15 protein-coding genes, 1 pseudogene and 1 riboswitch are annotated in these 20,015 nt (G+C 45.7%); of the genes and pseudogenes, 5 read left to right on the top strand and 11 right to left on the bottom strand.

The annotated features are described in order from the left end of the window. The first annotated feature begins 54 nt into the window (after positions 1–54). The gene (locus NIES593_RS07655; protein WP_073599013.1) at positions 55–930 is read left to right on the top strand and encodes a transglutaminase family protein; all 876 of its coding nucleotides are present in this window, start codon (positions 55–57) and stop codon (positions 928–930) included. Between the two features lie 28 nt (positions 931–958). Here the strand turns inward: NIES593_RS07655 and NIES593_RS23475 are convergent. The 4 genes and pseudogenes from NIES593_RS23475 to NIES593_RS07630 form a co-directional block, all read right to left on the bottom strand. Then, positions 959–1,105 (bottom strand): annotated as a pseudogene (locus NIES593_RS23475) (guanylate kinase); the annotation flags it as partial. Between the two features lie 326 nt (positions 1,106–1,431). Then, positions 1,432–2,148, bottom strand: a complete 717-nt coding sequence (locus NIES593_RS07645; protein ID WP_073599012.1) for a biliverdin-producing heme oxygenase — start codon at positions 2,146–2,148, stop codon at positions 1,432–1,434. A 318-nt stretch (positions 2,149–2,466) separates the two neighbouring features. After that, a complete protein-coding gene (locus NIES593_RS07635) occupies positions 2,467–2,895 on the bottom strand; it encodes an FKBP-type peptidyl-prolyl cis-trans isomerase (protein WP_073599010.1) in 429 nt (142 codons plus the stop codon). A gap of 239 nt (positions 2,896–3,134) precedes the next feature. After that, on the bottom strand, positions 3,135–4,196 hold the full coding sequence (locus NIES593_RS07630; protein WP_073599009.1) for a YheT family hydrolase: 1,062 nt from the start codon (positions 4,194–4,196) through the stop codon (positions 3,135–3,137). Between the two features lie 292 nt (positions 4,197–4,488). Between NIES593_RS07630 and NIES593_RS07625 the strand changes: the two genes are divergently transcribed. Then, positions 4,489–5,229, top strand: a complete 741-nt coding sequence (locus NIES593_RS07625) for a response regulator transcription factor (RefSeq protein ID WP_073599008.1) — start codon at positions 4,489–4,491, stop codon at positions 5,227–5,229. Positions 5,230–5,236: 7 nt separating this feature from the next. On the opposite strand, the gene NIES593_RS07620 is transcribed toward NIES593_RS07625, so the two are convergent. The 4 genes from NIES593_RS07620 to NIES593_RS07605 all read right to left on the bottom strand — a co-directional run bounded on the left by NIES593_RS07620 (position 5,237) and on the right by NIES593_RS07605 (position 9,412). Next, positions 5,237–6,394 (bottom strand): DUF1822 family protein, encoded by a 1,158-nt coding sequence (locus NIES593_RS07620; RefSeq protein WP_083602368.1) that lies wholly within the window; start codon positions 6,392–6,394, stop codon positions 5,237–5,239. Positions 6,395–6,466: 72 nt separating this feature from the next. After that, the gene (locus NIES593_RS07615) at positions 6,467–7,681 is read right to left on the bottom strand and encodes a sigma-70 family RNA polymerase sigma factor (protein WP_073599006.1); all 1,215 of its coding nucleotides are present in this window, start codon (positions 7,679–7,681) and stop codon (positions 6,467–6,469) included. Positions 7,682–7,822: 141 nt separating this feature from the next. Then, positions 7,823–8,227 carry a GNAT family N-acetyltransferase gene (locus NIES593_RS07610; RefSeq protein ID WP_073599005.1) on the bottom strand — a complete coding sequence of 135 codons (405 nt, stop codon included), beginning with the start codon at positions 8,225–8,227 and terminating at the stop codon, positions 7,823–7,825. Between the two features lie 54 nt (positions 8,228–8,281). Continuing rightward, positions 8,282–9,412 (bottom strand): RNA polymerase sigma factor, RpoD/SigA family, encoded by a 1,131-nt coding sequence (locus NIES593_RS07605; protein ID WP_073599004.1) that lies wholly within the window; start codon positions 9,410–9,412, stop codon positions 8,282–8,284. A gap of 545 nt (positions 9,413–9,957) precedes the next feature. Between NIES593_RS07605 and priA the strand changes: the two genes are divergently transcribed. Next, positions 9,958–12,474: a primosomal protein N' gene (gene priA, locus NIES593_RS07600; protein ID WP_073599003.1), complete on the top strand. Its 2,517-nt coding sequence runs from the start codon at positions 9,958–9,960 to the stop codon at positions 12,472–12,474. Positions 12,475–12,610: 136 nt separating this feature from the next. Further along, positions 12,611–13,153 carry a pentapeptide repeat-containing protein gene (locus tag NIES593_RS07595; protein ID WP_073599002.1) on the top strand — a complete coding sequence of 181 codons (543 nt, stop codon included), beginning with the start codon at positions 12,611–12,613 and terminating at the stop codon, positions 13,151–13,153. A gap of 213 nt (positions 13,154–13,366) precedes the next feature. On the opposite strand, the gene NIES593_RS24000 is transcribed toward NIES593_RS07595, so the two are convergent. Beyond that, the gene (locus NIES593_RS24000) at positions 13,367–13,522 is read right to left on the bottom strand and encodes a hypothetical protein (protein ID WP_175561068.1); all 156 of its coding nucleotides are present in this window, start codon (positions 13,520–13,522) and stop codon (positions 13,367–13,369) included. Between the two features lie 35 nt (positions 13,523–13,557). Continuing rightward, a riboswitch (Glutamine riboswitch) is annotated at positions 13,558–13,617 on the bottom strand. 187 nt (positions 13,618–13,804) lie between these two features. Here NIES593_RS24000 and NIES593_RS07590 point away from each other — a divergent pair. After that, a complete protein-coding gene (locus NIES593_RS07590; protein ID WP_073599001.1) occupies positions 13,805–15,493 on the top strand; it encodes an MFS transporter in 1,689 nt (562 codons plus the stop codon). A gap of 161 nt (positions 15,494–15,654) precedes the next feature. Here NIES593_RS07590 and cobA read toward each other — a convergent pair whose 3' ends face one another. After that, on the bottom strand, positions 15,655–17,187 hold the full coding sequence (cobA, locus tag NIES593_RS07585) for a uroporphyrinogen-III C-methyltransferase (RefSeq protein ID WP_073599000.1): 1,533 nt from the start codon (positions 17,185–17,187) through the stop codon (positions 15,655–15,657). A gap of 135 nt (positions 17,188–17,322) precedes the next feature. Continuing rightward, positions 17,323–19,902: a polysaccharide biosynthesis tyrosine autokinase gene (locus NIES593_RS07580; protein WP_245817352.1), complete on the bottom strand. Its 2,580-nt coding sequence runs from the start codon at positions 19,900–19,902 to the stop codon at positions 17,323–17,325. Positions 19,903–20,015 lie beyond the last annotated feature (113 nt).

Below are 20,015 nucleotides of genomic sequence, written 5' to 3'. Positions count from 1 at the left end.
AAAAACAAAGTTATCTTTTTTCCTTTTTCCCTTTGACTTTTTTCCTTGACTAAAGTGCTTTACCATATTTTCCACAAAACCGTCTATACCTATAACCAACCAGTCTTTTTAAAACCCCATCTCTTGCGACTGCGCCCTCGCTGCGATGGATGGCAAAAGTTGCTCGATTTTTCTCTCGTTGTCGAACCCCAACCGACGGGCATTTCTCAAACCATCGATTTGGATGGTAATAGCACGATCCAACTTTGGTTTACTCAACCGACGGAGCAATTGACAATAGAAGTTAAATCTACAGTAGAAACCTACGTAGAAAATCCTTTTGGCTATTTACTGGAACCTTGGGCAACAAAATTGCCAATTGACTATCCGAGTTCTTTATTGACGCAGCTTCAGCCCTATCTAAAACCCTATGGAGTCGCTTTCGATCCGGCAGCAGTGCACTTAGCCCTGGAAATTGCCGATGAAGTTAAAGGAAACACGTTGGCTTTTCTTTCTACTTTGAACGAACGGATTTATAAAAATTGCGAGTATATTATCCGCGAGACGGGCAAACCCTGGCAAGCCGAGCTGACCTGGAAGTCAAAACGGGGTTCTTGTCGCGATTTTTCTGTATTATTTATGGAAGTTAGCCGCGCTATCGGTTTGGCAGCGCGATTTGTCAGCGGCTATCAGGAAGGCGATCTCGATAAAGAAGAACGGGATTTACATGCATGGGTAGAAGTTTATTTACCCGGTGCGGGATGGCGAGGTTACGATCCGACTCACGGATTAGCCGTAGGCGATCGCCACATCGCATTAGTTGCCAGCGCCCTACCCGCTTATGCTTCTCCCATTGTTGGGACTACTACTCCTGTCAAGTCAGTTATTGAGACTGGCAAGACGTCTGAGTCCGAAATGAAGGTTCAGATCTCAATTAAACGGGAAGATTGAGCCAGAAGATTGGTAACTCAGCCAGCCATTAAGTAAAAATCGCTGCTTCAATTTCTGCTAGGGCTGTTTCGAGATCGTCGTTGACAATTTGACGATCGAATTCATGACTGGCTGCCAGTTCTTCTTTTGTCTGTTCGAGACGGCGGGCGATCGCGTCTTCCGAATCCTTGCCTCTCTTTGATTTTTCTTGCCCCGACGACTTCTATTTCTAATAATTGCCCGCATATTCTGCCCATTCGGGCAATTTTTTCTCCCGAATCATTTGCTCGAACTGTTCTTTGCCTACACGGCTTGTTTTCAACTGGTTCGTCACCCCGTTAGCTCTCAGACTTAAAGAAATGACGCAATTTCCTAGTGCTGGTAATTAAAATTCCTCTCAAAAAGCTGACAATCCTGACAGCTAGATAACGATTTTACTCACCGCAACCCAGCTTTCAGGATTGTCAAATTTTACTCAAGATTGAAACAATCCGAATCTATTAAATTTTTGCTACTGAAAACTTAGGACTCAGAAGTAGCCAATTCGGTACTGCCAGGAGTCCGACGGCGGGTAAGAGTATTGTAGAGCATGCGACCGATCGCCATAATTAAATTTCCCTCTAGCTCTTGGAACATCTTCATGTTCATGCTAAAAGCGGCATTGGCTTCAGCAACGATCTGTTCGGCAGTTTTTTCATCGACGCTCAGATCGTTCATTGCTTGGCGATATAGATTTTTAAATGCTTTCTCGTCAGGAATGTCTTGAAACTCATAGAAAGCCGTCCCGCCGCCGTTGAGATTCATTGCCCGTTGAGCAATTTTTTTGAGAATCTGTCCGCCAGACAAATCTCCCAAATAGCGCGTGTAAGAGTGGGCGACCAAGAGTTCGGGTTGAGTGGCTGCAATTTCCCGAATGCGCTGAACGTAGGCTTCTCCTGCTTTTGAGAGCTTGATTTCGTTGCGCCAGTTAGAGCCGTAGTAGTAGTGTAAATCTTGCTCTAAACTGTGCTTGCGATTTAACTGTGGAAAATAAATCTTGGAGACGATTGGGTGTTGGCGAAGTTTCTCCATCTCCTCTTCCATCGCACTGTAGACGAAGTAGAGGTTAGCCACTAAAGTGCGATATGAATTTTTTTCAACAACACCTTTTAAAAAGCACTTGACAAAACCAACGTTTTCTGCCATTGTGTGGGATTTTTTAGTCCCTTCGCGCAACATGGTTGCTAGATTAACACTCATGCTAAACTTCCTATCTTTTGAGTTAACGTTTGGTGTATTTTTGGCGACAAAAATTCGAGAATTTACCTATTTGGGTAGAGTAAACCGATTTGATGAGACTTTTTATTAAGAATTCTTACGACGAGCAATGTCAATTCGCAATTCGCAATTCACAATTATCAACGATGCTCGCCCTCCGGGCTGCACGGCAGTCGAAAATTTCTGCGCTTCGGTTCGCAATTAATACCCCTATTCACTATCATTTTAAAGGCGAGCCTTCTAGATATAAGGCTCGCCCAATGACTAAAATCGAACATACTGAGGTTAGCGAAAGAATGACTAGCTAACCTCAACTAGCTCGATCTCGAAGGTTAGGTCTTGTCCTGCTAAGGGATGGTTGGCATCGAGAGTCACTTTGGACTCGGAAACATCGGTAACGATGACAGGAATGACCTGACCGTTTGACTGGCGAATCTCTAACTGTTGACCCACCTCAACCGATAAGTCTGCTGGCATGCGCTGGCGTTCGACTACCATAACTAATTCTGGACGATGGGAACCGTAGGCTTGCTCGGCTGGAATGGTTACAGTCTTTGAATCGCCCGGACTCATCCCAATCGCTGCCTGTTCGAAGCCGGGAATGACTCTTCCTTCACCGATGGAGAATTGCAGTGGATCGCGATCGGCACTGGAATCGAATATCGTGCCATCCTCTAATTTTCCGGTATAGTGAACTTTCACCGTATCGCCGGGTTGGGCTTGTGCCATTTGTATACTCCTTTCTTTTCATTCTTTTTTAGGCTGGGGAGCTAACATCGCTCATCCATCTATGCTAAAGCTACTATGAGTAACAACTAACTCGCGATCGAGACTCTAGTGCGATCGCCTATTGAGACTGCTGGCTTTTCTTGGCTATTGACCAAAAATAGTTTTCTAGTTTTTTAGAACGTTCCGTGTCTTGCTAACTTACTATCTTTTTTTCACCCTAGTCCTTTACACTAATATTGTCAAATCGGTTTGGGCGAGCCGCGATCGCACCACTCCAATATTCGATTCCACGCCCACCAGCGATCGCGATCCTTGGCAAGACGCTGACCCGATTTACTGCTGAGATAGCCGACGTGACCGCCACGCGCGGTTAGCATCAAGTCGATGTTTGGATTGTTGGTACAAGCAGCTTGCAAGTCGGGTACGATCGCCGGATCGAACATGGGATCGTCGGCGGCATAGAGAATCAGCGTGGGAATTTTGAGAGAAGGCAAGAGTTTGAGCGCATTGCTTGCGTCGTAGTATTCTTCAACCGAGGAAAAACCCAAGCGTTCGATTACCAATTCGCGATCGAATCCCCAAATGCTATTTGCCCTTGCGATCGCTGCCGGATCGATTTCTTGAGGGTGAAATTGATGCAGTTTCCAAGCGAGTTTTTTGAGTTCCCCAGTAATCGCTTTTTCTATATACTTGCCCAAGGGCTGTCGAACTAGATAGGAAAGGGAGCGATTGGAGTCTAAATTGGGACAGATGACTGCTACCCCGCCTATTTCCGATGGCGCTAGTTCTAAATCTTGCCCCCAGCAGACAAGCGTCTGCGCTGCTTTCGCCCCCCACAGTGCTAACTGTCCTCCTAGAGAATAGCCTGTAAACCAGAATGGGGCAGGACAGCCCATTGCTTTCGCCCCTGCGGCAATGCGAACGAAATCTTCCCCTTCGTATAAGCCATCAGAGGTTAATGTTGGCGATAATTTTGCCGTTGCGCCGTGCGCTCGCCAATCGAAAAGAACGACTGCATAATTTTGAGCGAATGCCTTGCGTCTGAGTAATTTAAGATACCATTGATTGTTGAGATCGCCTGTAATTCCATAGGTGCCGATTATCGTACCTCGCGGGCGATCGGGAATGGCGATCGTCCCAAAAATTGGCACTCCTCCCGCACCGAGAAAAATCTGTTCGCGTTCGGATGGTTGGGGTTCGCAGATGGTTTTCTCCCAAGTCTTGCCAGCTCTCAAAGCCGTATAAAGAGTCATTGATAGACCATTGCTCAACCACGGATATGTCTGAAAAAGATCGCTCATCTAGGGCTACAAGAAAGCACACAAATCTTTTACAAATTTTTACATATTAGTTAGAGAAAGTAATAACAACTAAAGAGATAAATCGATTAATAAAATCTTTAGATTTGAAAAAGTTTTCTTTTTTTAAAGAATTCTTAACATAACCAGGTGCGATCGCCAAAAAATTATCTCTAAAGTCAGACAAATCAAGAAAGAATTTTGCGATCGTGCTTATAATCAGTACAGGAATCTTATTCTAAACTCACACTTCTTATCTTACCTTTACAGAAATCGTAGTCATAACTATTTGCTGATGCCTCGAATACTTGTAATTGATGACGACCCCTCGATCTCGGAATTGGTTTCCATTAACTTGGAAATGGCTGGTTATGACGTGAATCAAGCCGAAGACGGCATAAAAGGTCAAGCGCTCGCCGTTCAATTGCAGCCAGACCTAATCATGCTCGATCTGATGCTACCCAAAGTCGATGGTTTTACGGTCTGTCAGCGACTGCGCCGAGACACTCGCACAGCTGATATCCCCGTCTTGATGTTGACGGCTCTAAGTCAGACTCAGGATAAGGTAGAAGGCTTTAATGCAGGGGCTGATGATTACCTAACCAAGCCATTTGAAGTCGAAGAGATGCTAGCAAGAGTCAGAGCCTTGCTACGCAGAACCGATCGCATTCCTCAAGCCGCCAAGCATTCGGAAATTCTTAACTACGGCCCGCTAACCTTAGTTCCCGAACGCTTTGAAGCAATCTGGTTCGACACCACCGTCAAGCTCACTCACCTAGAGTTTGAGCTACTCCATTGTCTGCTGCAACGCCACGGTCAAACCGTCGCTCCGAGCGAAATTCTCAAAGAGGTATGGGGTTACGATCCCGATGACGATATCGAAACCATTCGAGTCCACATTCGTCATTTGAGAACGAAATTAGAACCCGATCCCCGCCATCCTCGCTATATCAAAACCGTTTACGGCGCGGGCTATTGTCTGGAGTTGCCCAGCAGCGAACAGTTGGCAATAGAATCCGATGCGGCTGCCGTTTAGCGCTGCCTCAAAACCGCAAGATTTCGCGATCGCAATTCTCTGGAGATGGCTCGACCTCCCAAACCAATCCTTCCCCCGGCGAGATGGCTACCTCAACGTATAGCCGATCTACAGCTTCTGTGGCAATGTCCTCGTTGTTTTCAAAAGGCTGTAAATCTTCAGTCAACAGTCTCAGTTTAAATCCTCTGGGGATCGAGCCAGCTAAGGAGGTACTGCGTAACTCGAAGCGCCAAATTCTGGCTTCGGGATCGCTCAAAGGAAGTGCCCGCAACTCATAAGGTTGATGGTTGACGATTAACTGACGCGATAGAACGGTTGAAATCGCTGGAGCTTTCTCTTCTGTGGATCCTTCTTTCGATGCTGTTTGCAACTCGAACCGTTCCCAGGCCATTTGTTTAGCTAATCCTGAAACGCCGCCGCGAAGCCAATCAAGCACCGACCATTGCTCTTGTCTGCCCAAGCGCTTTTCATACAGTCGCTGTCGCCAACCTCCGTGTTCTAGGAGCGATCCCCAAAGGGAAAAAGGTACGGCAAGTCGAGGTTCGATAACGGCTCGCTCGCTCAGGCGAGCGAGCAAATTTTCGGCGCAATCTAAGGATAAACTGGGAAGCGATGCGATCGCCGCTCGCGTTGGTTCTCCCGGACAGAGTTGTCTAGCCACCCAGAAAACGTTGAAATCTGCAATTAAGTCCTCTTCATCTAAAGAATAGGTGCGATCGCTCCGGTCGTAGTTCCCCCGAATTTTCAATTGCTGGTGGGTAGCATAGCCCCAAATCCTCACCCATCCTTCATCTGGCTCGATCTGCACCGCCAAATAATAATCTGCCGCCCAACTGGGAAGATCGATCCATTCTTGCTGCACCCGCATTTCGTCGAGATCGATCGCTTCGCTGGGGATCAATAAAAAACGCATGTTATCGAGGGCGATCGCAACGCCATTAACAACTTCCCAAAAGCTAGGCAGGGCAGCCATACCAAGCCAAACCTGCGCCTGGGGATCGTACTCCTGTTGCAACCAAGGCAAGACTGCACTCAGACACAGTTGGTTGAGATAGGCTCTCCAACGAGAAGCTGGCGTTGAAAACGATTGGCTTTGTTGCTTAGCGCGATCGCGATCTGCTGGCAGAATTTCTAGGCAGAGTTGCGTGGGGTTAGGAAAAATCATCGGGCTACTCTCGATTGGATGCATCGGAAGAATGACTCTAGCAATTGTCAATTCCCAATTGGCAATTCACAGTTATGAATTGGTTTGACTATAGCGTGTCGAAAGCCATTCTTCTAGAACCTTACTAATGTTGTCGAGTACGTCTGACGCGAGCGAAATATGCAGTTGCTCTTGACTCCACCGGGCAAGCGTCAGGAGCAACGATTGTCTGGCTTTGGCGAGTCGCCTCGAAACCGCGTACTGTTTGGTTTCCAGTTGCTCGGCTATTTCCTGTTGCTTGAGACCTCGACCGTAGTACAGTTGTAGGAGTTGCTGTGCCTCTGCGTCCATCCCAGTCAAGGCAGCGCTTAAAATTTCATTAAGCTGAGTTTGTTGGGAAAGCCTTGTCCGTTCTTCTTGCGCTGCGATCGCGTCGGCCAGCAAAGATTCAGACTCGGTTGCTGGCAGGTAATCTTGCAGTTCGCCAGATTCTTGTCCCGGCGTTGGCGCATTAATCGAGGTCAAAGTCGGATAAAGATAGGAACGAGCAGCTTTCGCACAGTCGAGCAGCCACTGTTCTAAGGTTTCTGGAGTGCCTTCCAGTTCCGAGGGGGAGCATTCTTTGTTATAAAGAGAAGCGATCGCTTCCCAAGTCGGACGATCTGGCTGGTTGAGTTGGCGAGTTGAAGTCTCTCCAATCGAAGGCACGTAAAGCATCTTAAAACATTTCCAAGCGAGAAGGTAACGGGCGATCGCGTCTGAAGTCAACCCAATTGCCTCTAAAGACTCCACCAATCGTTTTTGACTCAGCTTGCGCAATAGCGCCCAAGGCGTACAGATATCGATTTCTTGACGCTGGCGCAGATTTTCGCGAATGACGTTGGCGAAAATGACGCTGGCATAGTTTTTTAGATTAAACCCTCGATCCGGACTAAAGCCCTTTAGCACTTTCTCGATCTGAGCGATCGCTACTTGAAAACAATCGGGCAAAGTATATTGAGTCTTAGAAAAGTTAGCGATCGCTTTTTGGGCTGCCCAGTAACAAGCTTCTTGTAAGTATGCCGTCAGGTGCGATCGCGCACGACTTTTGTTGAGATCGTCTTTCTTTTTTGGGGCAGGTTGAGATTGCCAAACTTTATACCAGTAGAGCCACCAAAAGTTTTCCGAGCTATCTGCTTGCCAGCCTCGCTCTAGGCAATTCTGCATGCTGCGACGCAGACGGAGATCCGTCACCCACCGACTGAACTGTTCTGCCTCAAATTGTGCAAACGTAGAAAAAATCTCGATTAGACTTTGCCGGGGATGCATGATTGAATACCATATTGGTATAAGTAGTGCCTACAAACGTTAGACGAGCGCGATCCTTCGACTCGCTCCGCTCCTCAAATCGCTGTTTTAAGGATAAAACAAAGAAAGCTATTTGACTTAGCCGGCTAAACTTTCTTCGATCTATGTGCCATCGGCTAATTGAAAAATCGAATCTCCCGCAATTCGACAAATTCGCCATTCTTCTAAAATCTTTGCCCCGATAATGGCGGGGTCGTTCCAATCTAGAACGCTCCACTCTAATCGTCCCACGCCGCGATCGCGTGCCAACTGCGCGAGATGAGTTAACATCGCTTTGGCAATACCGCGACGACGATATTCTGGCACGACGAATAAATCCTCTGAAATCTGGATTTTGGTTAGTGGTTGGTGGTTAGCTGTTAATTGTCTCCCCACACTCCCCACACCTCCCACACTTTCTACACTTCCCACACTGTCGAGCGTCTCGACTTCGACATTGCCAATTGCTAGGGGTTTGGCTGGCTTCCACGCCTCTATAACGCCGTAGTCTTCCAGCCATTCGAGCAATTGCTCCTCGCGATCGCTTTGTCATTAGAATGTCATTGGATCGATGCGACTGAGCTAATTCAACCAACCCTTGAGACGGCGAGCGACTTGAGGGCGGCGTAACTTGCGCATGGCTTTACTTTGAATTTGGCGCACCCGTTCGCGGGAAAGATTAAACATGCCGCCAACTTCCTCCAAGGTATAGGGTTGACTGGTGGCTAAGCCATAGCGCAAGGAGATTACATCTTTCTCGCGTTCGGTAAGAACATCGCTCAGTACCTCTGAGATTTCTTGTCGCAACATGGCTTCGCTCATTTTTTCTTCAGGGAGCTGGAGATCGTTATCTTCAAGCAAATCGACTAATTCGGTATCTTCTCCTTTGCCAACGCGATGATTGAGCGAAAGCGATTGCCGTCTCAGTTGCAACAACTGGCGTAACTGGTTGCGGCTGACTTCGAGTTCTTGAGCCAATTCGTCCTCGTTGGGATTGCGTTGCAAGTTCTGTTTGAGGACGCGCTGTGCTTTTTTGAGTTTGTTAAGTTTCTCAACGATATGAATGGGCAGGCGAATGGTACGTGCATCGTTAGCGATCGTGCGCGTGATCGCTTGGCGAATCCACCAATAGGCGTAGGTAGAAAACTTATAGCCCTTGTTGGGATCGAATTTTTCTGTTGCTCGATTTAGCCCGATCGCGCCTTCTTGAATCAAATCTAGGAAGGGAACGCCTCGATTGAGATAGCGTTTAGCAATGGAGACGACCAAGCGCAAATTCGAGCGAATCATCTTGCGTTTGGCACAACGTCCCCGATAAAGACGGTTTTCTAGCTGGCGCTCGTTTGCCATTTTGAGCGCCTGTGCCCATTCTGCTTTTGTTGGCGGGCGCTTGAATGCTTCTTGCAGTTGCCTGCGCGTTTCCTCGGCATCTACCAGAAATTTGACGCTATGGGCTAACTCAATTTCTTCTTCGGGTTTGAGCAGAGGATAGCGTGCCATTTCTTTAAAGAAAGCGCCAACTGTATCGTCTGCATTAGTTTTAATATATCCCGATGCAGAATGATTGCTTGCTCTATCTATATCTTCTGTAAATTCAATATCAATTGGATTAAAATCGGTTTCCTCGTTGTTATCTCGTTCGAGATCGCCCAATCTATCTAGATTAGCTGTCGAGTTTAGATTATCGTCTTGTGTCAACTTGGGGCTTTTCATAAGCTAATTGTTAATTTTGGATAACAAAAATTAAACTCGGTTAGAGCAATTTCTTTGTTTCTAGTTGGCCGTTTTTGACATTTTATACCGATGAATGCTTTTTTAAAAATTTTTTAAATCGCTGGATTCCCGGCATAGAATAAACTAGCAGAATCATTAAAAACTTTTGTTTATATAATTACAAAATCAAAAATTGCCGAGGTTAATGTGATTTAGAATTAGCAGATAAAGCAATTTGAACAGACCGTGCTAAGGAACTAAGAGTTATATAGATTGCCATACATTTTCCTTTTACGCTCTTTGATAAATACTTTTTTTAAATTTCGATCGCCGCCGAGATAGCCTTCAATAAAAGTTTAGCGAACTTGCCTTCTCTCCTAAAACTAAAAAAGCGATTAGAGTTTCTGCCTACACTGTAGCCGATCGCCTAAAAATTGTGTAGTAAAAGACAAAGGTTCTTAATATCTCTCTCAGTTAGCCCATGAAGAAGTCAGAAGTGACGCTATTAACTGTAAGCTAGAATTTATTACCTCGATCGCTGCTCTATGTCAGATACTGATTTTGGTCTCGTCGTAGCTGAGCCTAGCGCTTCATATCAATTTGGCTCGTCAGAGGAGAAATGGCTAGAAATCTTAGTCGATTGTCCCGGCGTACAGGGATTGTACACCTATCGCCTGCCCTCAGATTTAGCTGTCAAACCCGGAGATATCGTCAGCGTTCCGTTTGGATCGCAGATCTTAGGAGGAATTGCCATTGGCTGGGTAAAATCGCCAAGCGCCGATCTCGATCCCAGTCGGATTCGCGAGGTAGAAGATGTCATTAGTGCTGGTTTTTTCCCCAGTTCTTATTGGCAGTTGCTCAACCGCGTTGCCGAGTATTATTGTACCGATTTAATAGCAGTCATTAAAGCAGCTTTGCCGCCGGGATTGTTGGGGCGATCTCAACGTCGCATTCGTCTGAGGCGAGAATGGCTTCCTCAAGGTGCAGAGACATTTTGCAGCCCATCGGCAGGACAAATTCTGCAACTACTCAAATCTCAAAAAGAGGGAGATTATAGCGCCCAATACCTGCAACGCCAGATTAGAAATGCCAATCGAGGCATCCGAGAATTAGTCAAGCGCGGTTGGGTAGAAAGCTATCTCGAACCTCCAAAAACCACCCGTCCCAAACTGCAAAAAGCGGTGACATTAATTGTAGAAAGTTTTCCCATTGACTTAACCCAACGGCAGCGAGAAGTCTTAGAAGTTTTGCGACATCGAGGCGGCGAACTGTGGCTAAATGAATTATTGCAATTATGCAAAGCAAGTTCCGCCATTGTAGATGTGCTAGCCAGTAAAGGATGCGTCGTCATTCAACAGCGAGAAAGACTGCGCCTCCTCAACGAAGAACGTCCGACGAGCGATGCTCCGAAAACCCTGACCCAAGACCAAGCAAAAGCGCTAGCGACGATTCGTACCCTAGAAGGATTTGCTCAAGTTTTGCTGCACGGAGTAACGGGTTCGGGAAAAACCGAAATCTATTTACAAGCGATCGCGCCTATTTTAGAATCTGGAAAATCCGCGCTCGTCCTCGTTCCAGAAATCGGCTTAACCCCGCAATTAACCGACCGTTTCCGCGCTCGTTTTGGTCATAAAGTCTGCGTCTATCATAGCGCGCTTTCGGACGGCGAGCGTTACGATACTTGGCGACAGATGCTGGCAGGCGAACCCCAAATCGTCATCGGCACCCGTTCGGCAATCTTTGCACCCCTACCCAAACTCGGTTTAATCGTCCTAGACGAAGAACATGACTCCAGCTTCAAACAAACCCAACTCCTTCCCACCTATCACGCTCGTACCGTTGCCAAATGGCGAGCTGAATTAGAAGAGTGTCCCTTAATTTTAGGTTCTGCAACGCCTTCATTAGAAAGTTGGGTAGAGGTTAGAAGTCACAAGGAAGAAAGAAAAAATCTCCCAATCCCTAAGACAAAATCCTATTACCTTTCCCTGCCCCAGAGAATCCAATCCCGTCCCCTACCGCCAGTAGAAATTGTCGATATGAGGCGGGAATTACAAATAGGAAATCGATCTATTTTCAGTCGCTCGCTGCAAGAAGCGCTAGAATCTCTGCAACAGAGACAGCAACAGGCAATTCTGTTTATTAATCGTCGCGGACACAGCACCTTTGTCTCTTGCAGAAGTTGCGGCTATGTCATGGAATGTCCCCACTGCGATGTATCCCTCTCCTATCATTACACCCATGAAGGAGCGACGGAATTATTGCGCTGTCATTACTGTAATTACAGTTGCCTGCAACCGCGTAACTGTCCCGAATGCGGTTCTCCCTATTTAAAATTCTTTGGCAGCGGAACGCAAAAAGTTACGCAAGAGCTAACGCAACAGTTCCCTAAACTGCGATGGATTCGCTTTGATAGCGATACCACTCGTACCAAAGGAGCACATCGCACCTTACTGAGTCAATTTGCCAGAGGAGAGGCGGATGTTTTAGTGGGGACTCAAATGCTGACCAAAGGACTCGATCTTGACCAAGTTACTCTTGTCGGAATCGTATCGGCAGATGGATTGTTGCACCATTGCGATTACCGCGCCTCAGAACGAGCCTTTCAAACATTAACCCAGGTAGCCGGTCGTGCGGGTCGAGGCGACGAACCAGGACGAGTCATCGTCCAAACCTATGCCCCAGAACATCCCGTCATTCAAGCCGTGCGACGGCACGATTATGACAATTTTGTCGAGGCTGAATTATCGCAACGAGAAGCTCTAAATTATCCGCCCTACGGACGGTTAGTTCTGATAAGATTGAGCGGCATTGATGGGGTTGAGGTACAAAATAGTGCACAGAGCGTGGCAGATGCTTGTACTAATCTATTGAATTCGGATTGCGAAATCTTAGGACCCGCGCCAGCTAATATTATGCGAGTGGCACGTCGCTATCGCTGGCATATTCTGCTCAAGTTTGCTGCCGAGGCAAGAGAAAATCTACTAATTTTGAACGAGTTACGGAATTTATGTCCTCAATCGGTAAGCCTATCTATTGATGTCGATCCGTTAAGTATAGATTAATTTTTTTAATCGATTTGAGGAGAAAATTTTTTTACAATTAAGTCACAAGATGCTGACATTTTTCAACGACTCGATCGCAGCTAAGTTTCACAAGCTACTAAAAATATCGATTTAAAAGTGAAGGGAGGGCGAACTCATGAAGGTCAGAGAACTATTCATTCGTTACCTCAAAAATCAACGCAATTTTGAGGAAGTTAATCTTCACATAGCCAATTTACAAGGTTTGAAGTTCCAACGCATCAACTTGACTCGCGCTGATTTAAGTGGATCTGATTTGAGCGAAACCGATTTAAGTGGTGCTTGTTTAAAACAGGCTAACTTGACCGATGCCGATCTCGTCAAAGCTAACTTAGTCGGAGCTAATTTAACAGAGATTAACCTCATCGGAGCCGATTTAACCTCTGCCAATCTCAGTGGAGCTGACCTCACCGGAGCTGACTTGCGTTGTGCCAACTTACATAATGCCAATCTCAGCCGAGCCAACTTAAGAGAGGTTCATCTAGATGGGGCAGATTTAAGTGGTGCTAATCTGAGTGGGGCGATCCTAGTTAACACCGATTTAAGCGTAGCCGATACGGTTGGAGCCAAACTCGATGGAATTGACCAGCGATCTAGCTCAAACATCTTCTCTCGAAGATCTCCCCATTGGGTCAGTTGGTCGGGTCAAGCCAAGAAATAAATTTCTTGGCTAAGAGCATAAGTCCATTAAAATGAACTGAAAGTCTTATCTAGTAATCATTTAGTCCTATAGGCGAGGACTTTCGCAATCGAGCAGAAGCGTAGTGCAAGATCTGAGTTAATCCTACATAAAATTGAGAAAGGGGATGCGTTCCTAGGGCATGCCCTTTGTTGCCCTGAATTAGAAATGGCTCCTGACTGAGGAGCCATTCATCTAGACCTCAATCCCCACTTCTTCTGCCGCTCTGTGCAACATTGATTGTTGACGATTGTGCTGTTTGTGACGGCTTTGGCTCATCAGCAAGCGAGCCTGTTCGCTAATTGATTCAGAATTGCGCTTAGTTTGAATGCCGAGATAATTAGTTTTCATGTCGCCTCCTTCAAATTTGTTGTGGTATCGAATGAGGCGCGTTCCTTCAGGAAAATTTTTCCTTACTTCCGTCTCTACTAACAGAGATGAACGATTTATCCTTCATTTATTAATTTATCAATTTTCTTGGCAAGCTATGCTAGGCCATTAGGCGGAAAACCCTACTTTTTGGGAGGCAATTACCTAACCCTCGTACCAATTGGCATTTGTTAAAGAAACAAACAAGCTCTAGTCCTATAATTTCCCAAACTAATAAACTAGAATTTAAAATTCATAATTTATATGAGCGGAATTTCCCCGTCCGAACCATCGTCAGCGATCGTCCCCAAATCGGAAAAACTGAAATTTTCCACTAAATTAACCTATGGAGCCGGCGATCTCGGGCCTGCTATCACTGCTAATATTTTAGTCTTTTATCTGTTGTTTTTCTTTACAGATGTAGCGGGTTTGCCCGCTGGTTTAGCGAGTAGCATTCTCATGATTGGTAAAATTGCCGATGCGATCAACGATCCGATCGTTGGAATCATGAGCGATCGCACTCGTTCTCGCTGGGGTCGTCGCCTACCCTGGATGCTATTTGGGGCAGTTCCTTTTGGAATTATCTACTACTTGCAGTGGGTTATTCCTCACTTTAGCAGCGATCGGGTAGCTAATCAATGGTGGCTGTTTGGCTATTACGTTCTGATTGGCATTCTTTTTAATATTGCCTACACGATGGTTAACCTCCCCTATACTGCTCTCACTCCCGAACTGACTCAGGATTACAACGAACGCACTAGCCTGAATAGCTTTCGCTTTGCCTTTTCTATTGGTGGCAGTATACTATCTCTGATTCTGTATATACTAATCATCGATGCCTATGCTGAGAATCCAGCTCAAGGTTATGAAGTGCTGGGAATTCTTTGTGGTGTGGTATCAGTCGTAGCAATACTTTGGTGTACGCTACGCATCCAGGAAAGAGGAGCTGACCCGATCTTAAACCAACGGCAGAAAAAGCGTTTGGGAATTTTATTAATCGCGATCGGAGTAGGTTGTAATTCATACGGGATCTATCATTTAATTAGCACGTCGGGAGGGATTGACTACCAGAGCATTTCGGCTTGGCTTTTAAGTGTGCTGATAATTGCATTTGGAATTACGCTTTTCTTTGCTAACCCCGAATCCCATTTGGTCGATGATGATGCAGCCAGACAATTAGAGGCTCAACAAGCGCTTTCCATTCCTTTCAAAGAACAGTTACAGATTGTTTTCACCAACAAACCTTTTTTGTTCGTGATTGGCATTTACCTTTGCTCTTGGCTAGCCGTTCAATTGACTGCATCTATTTTGGTTTACTTTGTCGTCAGTTGGATGAGGTTGCCAGAACAGCAGTCTGGAATGGTTGCTCTGGCAGTTCAAGGCACTGCTTTAGTGATGCTATTTTTCTGGCAGGCAGTCAGTAAAAAATTTGATAAAAAAGTTGTTTATTTTATGGGAATGAGCCTTTGGATCGTCGCTCAAGTTTTGCTATTTATGCTGCAACCATCTCAAGTGGGTTTAATGTATTTTGGAGCGATCGTGACAGGGTTTGGGGTTTCAGTTGCCTATCTCATTCCTTGGTCGATGATCCCGGATATCATCGAACTCGACGAACTGAAAACGGGTAAGCGTCGCGAAGGGGTATTTTATGCCTTTATGGTTTTGTTGCAAAAATTTGGTTTGGCGTTAGGACTGTTTGTGGTGGGTATTGCCCTCGAAGCGGCAGGATTTATTGAGAGAGAAGCCGGACAACCGATTCCAATTCAGCCTGAAAGTGCTTTATGGGCTATTCGCCTTGCGATCGGTCCTTTACCTGCTCTATTTTTAATCGGAGGCTTGATTCTTGCCTATTTCTACCCCATAACCCGTGAAGTTCATGCCGAGATTCGCTTAAAACTGCAAGAACGCTATCGAGATGGTACGACACTATCGCAGTCCGATCCCCTGGAATAATATTAAATCCGGTTGAATGACCACAATAACAAGTAGTGCGATCCGTCCTCTTGGGCACTGCGCTTGATGCAAACGTCCCGCTCGCGACTCCTGTTGGTCGTACTATATACTATGACTAATTAAACGGATTTGATATAAACTATAGAAGCAACACATCAATTTTAGTTCTTGACATTTTGAGACCACTGTGCGATCGCATTGGTTAATCCATCCAAAGTAAATTCTTTTGCTTCTACATCCACTCTTCCCAACAATTCATAACAATCCCTAGAAGTTTGAGGACCGATAGAAGCGATACAAGTATCCTTTAATAATTCTTGTAAAGTTACCGTTGAATTAGTATCCAAAGCTTTTTCTATTAATTGACAAAAATGTCGTACAGTTTTGGAACTAGCAAAGGTAATAATATTTACTCTTTTTTGTTGCAAAGCTTCCCATGCTTGGGGTGCAATTTTATCGGGACATGCCGACTGATAGGCTGCAACTTCTAATACTTCGGCTCCTCGATCGGTTAATTCTTTGACTAAAACTTCTCTTCCGCCCGTTTCCACGCGAGGAAAAAGAATTTTTTTATTAGCGATCGCGTCTGGAAAATTTTCAACTAAAGAATCAGCCACGAAATTGGGAGGAATAAAGTCGGGTTTTACGCCGTATTGTTTGAGAATTGCAGAGGTCTTTTTGCCAACGACGGCTATTTTTATTCCTGCTAAAGCGCGGGCATCTAATCCTTTAGTTTCCAGACGTTTAAAGAAATATTCTACGCCGTTGGCAGAAGTGAGGATAAGCCAGTCAAATTCACACAGGCGAGCGATCGCGCTATCTAGTGCCTCCCAACTCGACGGGGGACGAATTTCTAGGGCAGGCATTTCAATAACGGTTGCCCCTTGCGCTTGCAGCAGATGGGTAAAATTACTCGATTGTTCTGCCGAACGGGTGACGAGGGCGGTTTTTCCAGCCAAGGGAAGGGATGGGGAATCAGTCATTTTTCTCAGGTTTACGACTTCGCCAATAACGATGACCGCAGGTGAGAGAGAAATACCAGCAGTTCGATCTACTATATCGGCTAAGGTGCCAATCCAAACCTGTTGTTCTCGGCGACCGCCATTGCGAATAATGGCAATGGGTTCGCCAGGCGATCGCCCGTTTTCTTGCAGTCTTTGGACAATTTCTCCTAATAAGCGTCCGCCCATTAAAATAACTAGAGTATCGATCCGAGAAATCGCTTCCCAGTCGAGCAATTCGGGTTCGTGAGCACTTAAGGTGACAAAACAACGGCTGAAATCTTTATCTGTCAGAGGAATGCCTGCCAGTAATGGTGCACCTAAAGCAGAGGAAATTCCCGGTACGAGTTCAAAGTCGCACCCCGCCACTTGTAGGGCTTCCATTTCGGGGTTGGCGCGCCCAAAAATTAAGGGATCGCCGCTTTTGAGTCTTATTACCTGTTTTCCTTGCAAACAGTAATCGACTAAGAGTTGATTAATTTCCTTTTGAGGCGTACTGGACAATCCTCCCCGCTTACCAACATCCAGTTTCAAACAATCGTTGGGGACGAGTTGCAGAAGTTGGGGATCGACTAAGGCATCATAAATTAAAACTTCTGCATGCGATAGCAACTGTTGTGCTCTTAGGGTAAGATAGTCAATTCCTCCCAGTCCTGCACCGACCAGATAAACTTTGCCACGGCGATCGCCCATACGTCATACCATTTTGGATTGAAAAACTTTTTAATTTTTCACATTTTAACGATCGATCTGAAAAAACAACGGTCATTTCACCACTTGTAGGCGAAATGACCGCGACCGTTACATTCTTTATCTAGCTTTATCTAGCTATTTTGAAGTCAGATGGTTAGCAACAACCCCCAAACTGGTCAAGTTGAATCCATTAATGCGAGCGATCGCTTTCTTGAGCAACGATTGGCTCGTCTTACCGACTCCTGCGACCATGAGAATGCCGTCGGTTTGAGCGGCTAAGAAACTCGTATCCGTAAAGTCGAGAAACTTAGGCGCATCATAAATCACAAGGTCGTATTTTGAGTGTAGTTCTTCCATCAGATTCTGCATCCGAGAAGACCAAACTCGCATAGAAGGATCGGGGTGAGAAATCCCTGCGGTTAAGATAAATAGATTCTCGGTATCGGGAACGCTTTGGATGACTTTTTCCGAGGGGATGGATTCTGCCAAAAGATGGCTAAGACCTCCATAGTTAGGCAAGTTGAGCCACTCGTGAAGTTGAGGATTAATGAAATTAGCGTCTACTAAAAGAACTCGCTTACCCGTTCTTGCTACTGTTTTCGCTAGATATAGGGCCACGGTAGATTGTCCATCTTCTGCTTCTGTTGAGGAAACGGCTATAGAGTTCAATGACGAACCGCTATGCTGAAAACAAAGTTGGGCATAAAGCGATTCAAAAGCAGCTAGGAAGGAAGCATCATCAGCCGCTGTTTCGTCGTTTTCTGCTTCTTTTGTCTTCTTTGCCGATTTATCTAGCGCGAGAACGAGATCGGAACCCAGAGAAAAACGTTTGTCGTAAGGAATATCTCCGACAACGGGCAGTGACAGGATATCCTGAATATCGTCATTGGAGTAGAAAACATCCCGCCGTCTTTCTAACCAGACAGCCAGGATCATTCCTATTAACATTCCTGCCATCGCGCCAGCAGCAACTACCTTCAGACGACCTGGAGACTCGCCAATTGGCTGTCCATCGGCATTAAGAGGAATTTGCGGTTTGGAAATCAGTTGCCAAGGCAAATCTTGAGCCGCTTCAACTTTGAGGGTTTCTCGCTGCATCAAGAGCTTGTCAAGAACCTCATTGGTTAGGGCGATTTGCCGCTCCAACGCGCTATATTGATTGGCAATCTTGGGTAGTTGTCTGGCTTGTTTTTCTAGGGTACTCTTTGCCGTTGCCAATGACTGCGTATTCACTTCTAGCACTTGAATTTGGTTAGCCGTATCGACTAATTGATCGATCAGCTTCAAGCGCGTCGGATCTTGATAGGCTAAGATTGGGGAATTCTCTTTAACTGAGAAAGCGTTTTGAGTCAGAATGGTCTTGGTTTTTTGAGCGAGCAGGTTTTGAATATTTCGTCGTTTTTCCTCCAGCGTTTGCATCTGGGGACTCCTAGAGGTAAAACGAGATGATTCTGCCGCAATTTGACTTTCTACTTCCTGAAGTTGGCTCAACAGAGCTAAACGAGACGGATCTTGACTCAGAGCAGCCGAAGCTAGAGCTTCTTGAGGATTTAGTTTTAGTTGTCTCTGTAGAACCGTATAGAGTTTCCGGCGCGAGTCGAGTTGGCTTCGATTAGCCAGGAGTTGTTCGTCGATTTGACTGATTTGAGCCATCAATTCTTGACTTTTCGCAATCGGATCGATCAACTCGTGCTGTTGTCGAAGTTGTTGCTGTTGACTCTTAAAGTTTTCAAGTCGTTTCTGTAGATCGGGAAGTTGTTTGTCAATAAATTCGATTCCCGCTTTGATGTTAGTTTGTCTATCTTCAGCGCTGTATTTTAGGAAAGTGTCGGCCGCGGTTTCTAAAACCGTCAGAACTTCTTGCGGATTGGCGCCTTTGTAGGTTACTTCAAAAATTTTCGTTGCTTCTCTTCCTTCTCCAATTCGCTTGACGGATAGATTTTCTCGTATGTCTTTCCAGATAGCAGGAAAGTTGCCCGTGAGTTCTTTTTTGTAGACATCCTCGGCAATTCTAGATGTCATTCCCGGACTTTGTAAGAAGGCAAGATTAGTAGGGTAATCCAGTGAAAACAATTCTTCCTGTGGAACCCCTGATGTGCGGGTTAAGGTTGAAGGATCGGTTAATTTGCCGGCCGTGCTGATGGGTTCGACCAGCAGATAAAAGTTACCCGTGTAAACCTGAGACTCGGTCGCAGAAATGAGCAGAGCAATAAAAGTTGTCACGCCAGTAATTCCGGCGATCAACCCTGCTTTACGCCAAAAAGTTCGCAGATAAGCGTGTAAATTACTGTTTTTCTGGGCGCTGGCTTCTAAATCATCTAGCTCCTCTGTTTTTGGGAGTTCTTCGCTTTGACCGATTAGGGGTTTGAAATTATATTTACGAGCGGGAACTTGTTCGCCGGTTTCAGAAGTTCGTTGCCGACGGTTAAGCACCTGCCAGTGTTGGTTGAAAATCTCTTCTCGTTTTTGAAGGTTGCGGCGCTGACCGATTAGCGTCGCCTCCAACATCTCTTTTTTCTCTTGTTCGTTGACTAGCTCTAAGCGCAAGCGCAACTGTTCGGACTCGGTGGTAGCCTTGTCAATTTTATCTTCTAACAAGGCTAGCCTTCGGCGTTGCGAAACCAGTTCTCTCTCCTGCTCGCTAACAAATCGTACTGCTCTATCTAGATCGGATTTGAGCTTTTGTACGATTTTCTGCAATTCATCTAAGGGCATCTTTTCCAGCGTTGCTGAAAAATCAACTCGATGCGAGCGTGGGATGTCTTTTGTTGGAATGGCTAAACGATTCATTACTTGCTTATGAGATGTAGATCTAATGTTTGCTTTAT

The sequence above is a fragment of the Hydrococcus rivularis NIES-593 genome, assembly GCF_001904635.1.
Classification (GTDB): domain Bacteria; phylum Cyanobacteriota; class Cyanobacteriia; order Cyanobacteriales; family Microcystaceae; genus Hydrococcus; species Hydrococcus rivularis.
Note: the sequence above shows the minus strand (reverse complement) of the source record. Positions and strands in the feature narration are given on the sequence as shown.

Bases quoted from the DNA above. Each gene is read 5' to 3' on its own strand.
- priA (WP_073599003.1), top strand. From the start codon at position 9,958: ATGTCAGATACTGATTTTGGTCTCGTCGTAGCTGAGCCTAGCGCTTCA.
- NIES593_RS07645 (WP_073599012.1), bottom strand. From the start codon at position 2,148: ATGAGTGTTAATCTAGCAACCATGTTGCGCGAAGGGACTAAAAAATCC.
- NIES593_RS07580 (WP_245817352.1), bottom strand. From the start codon at position 19,902: ATGCCCTTAGATGAATTGCAGAAAATCGTACAAAAGCTCAAATCCGAT.
- NIES593_RS07625 (WP_073599008.1), top strand. From the start codon at position 4,489: ATGCCTCGAATACTTGTAATTGATGACGACCCCTCGATCTCGGAATTG.
- NIES593_RS07590 (WP_073599001.1), top strand. From the start codon at position 13,805: ATGAGCGGAATTTCCCCGTCCGAACCATCGTCAGCGATCGTCCCCAAA.
- NIES593_RS07635 (WP_073599010.1), bottom strand. From the start codon at position 2,895: ATGGCACAAGCCCAACCCGGCGATACGGTGAAAGTTCACTATACCGGA.
- NIES593_RS07630 (WP_073599009.1), bottom strand. From the start codon at position 4,196: ATGAGCGATCTTTTTCAGACATATCCGTGGTTGAGCAATGGTCTATCA.
- cobA (WP_073599000.1), bottom strand. From the start codon at position 17,187: ATGGGCGATCGCCGTGGCAAAGTTTATCTGGTCGGTGCAGGACTGGGA.
- NIES593_RS07620 (WP_083602368.1), bottom strand. From the start codon at position 6,394: ATGATTTTTCCTAACCCCACGCAACTCTGCCTAGAAATTCTGCCAGCA.
- NIES593_RS07605 (WP_073599004.1), bottom strand. From the start codon at position 9,412: ATGAAAAGCCCCAAGTTGACACAAGACGATAATCTAAACTCGACAGCT.
- NIES593_RS24000 (WP_175561068.1), bottom strand. From the start codon at position 13,522: ATGAAAACTAATTATCTCGGCATTCAAACTAAGCGCAATTCTGAATCA.
- NIES593_RS07615 (WP_073599006.1), bottom strand. From the start codon at position 7,681: ATGCATCCCCGGCAAAGTCTAATCGAGATTTTTTCTACGTTTGCACAA.
- NIES593_RS07595 (WP_073599002.1), top strand. From the start codon at position 12,611: ATGAAGGTCAGAGAACTATTCATTCGTTACCTCAAAAATCAACGCAAT.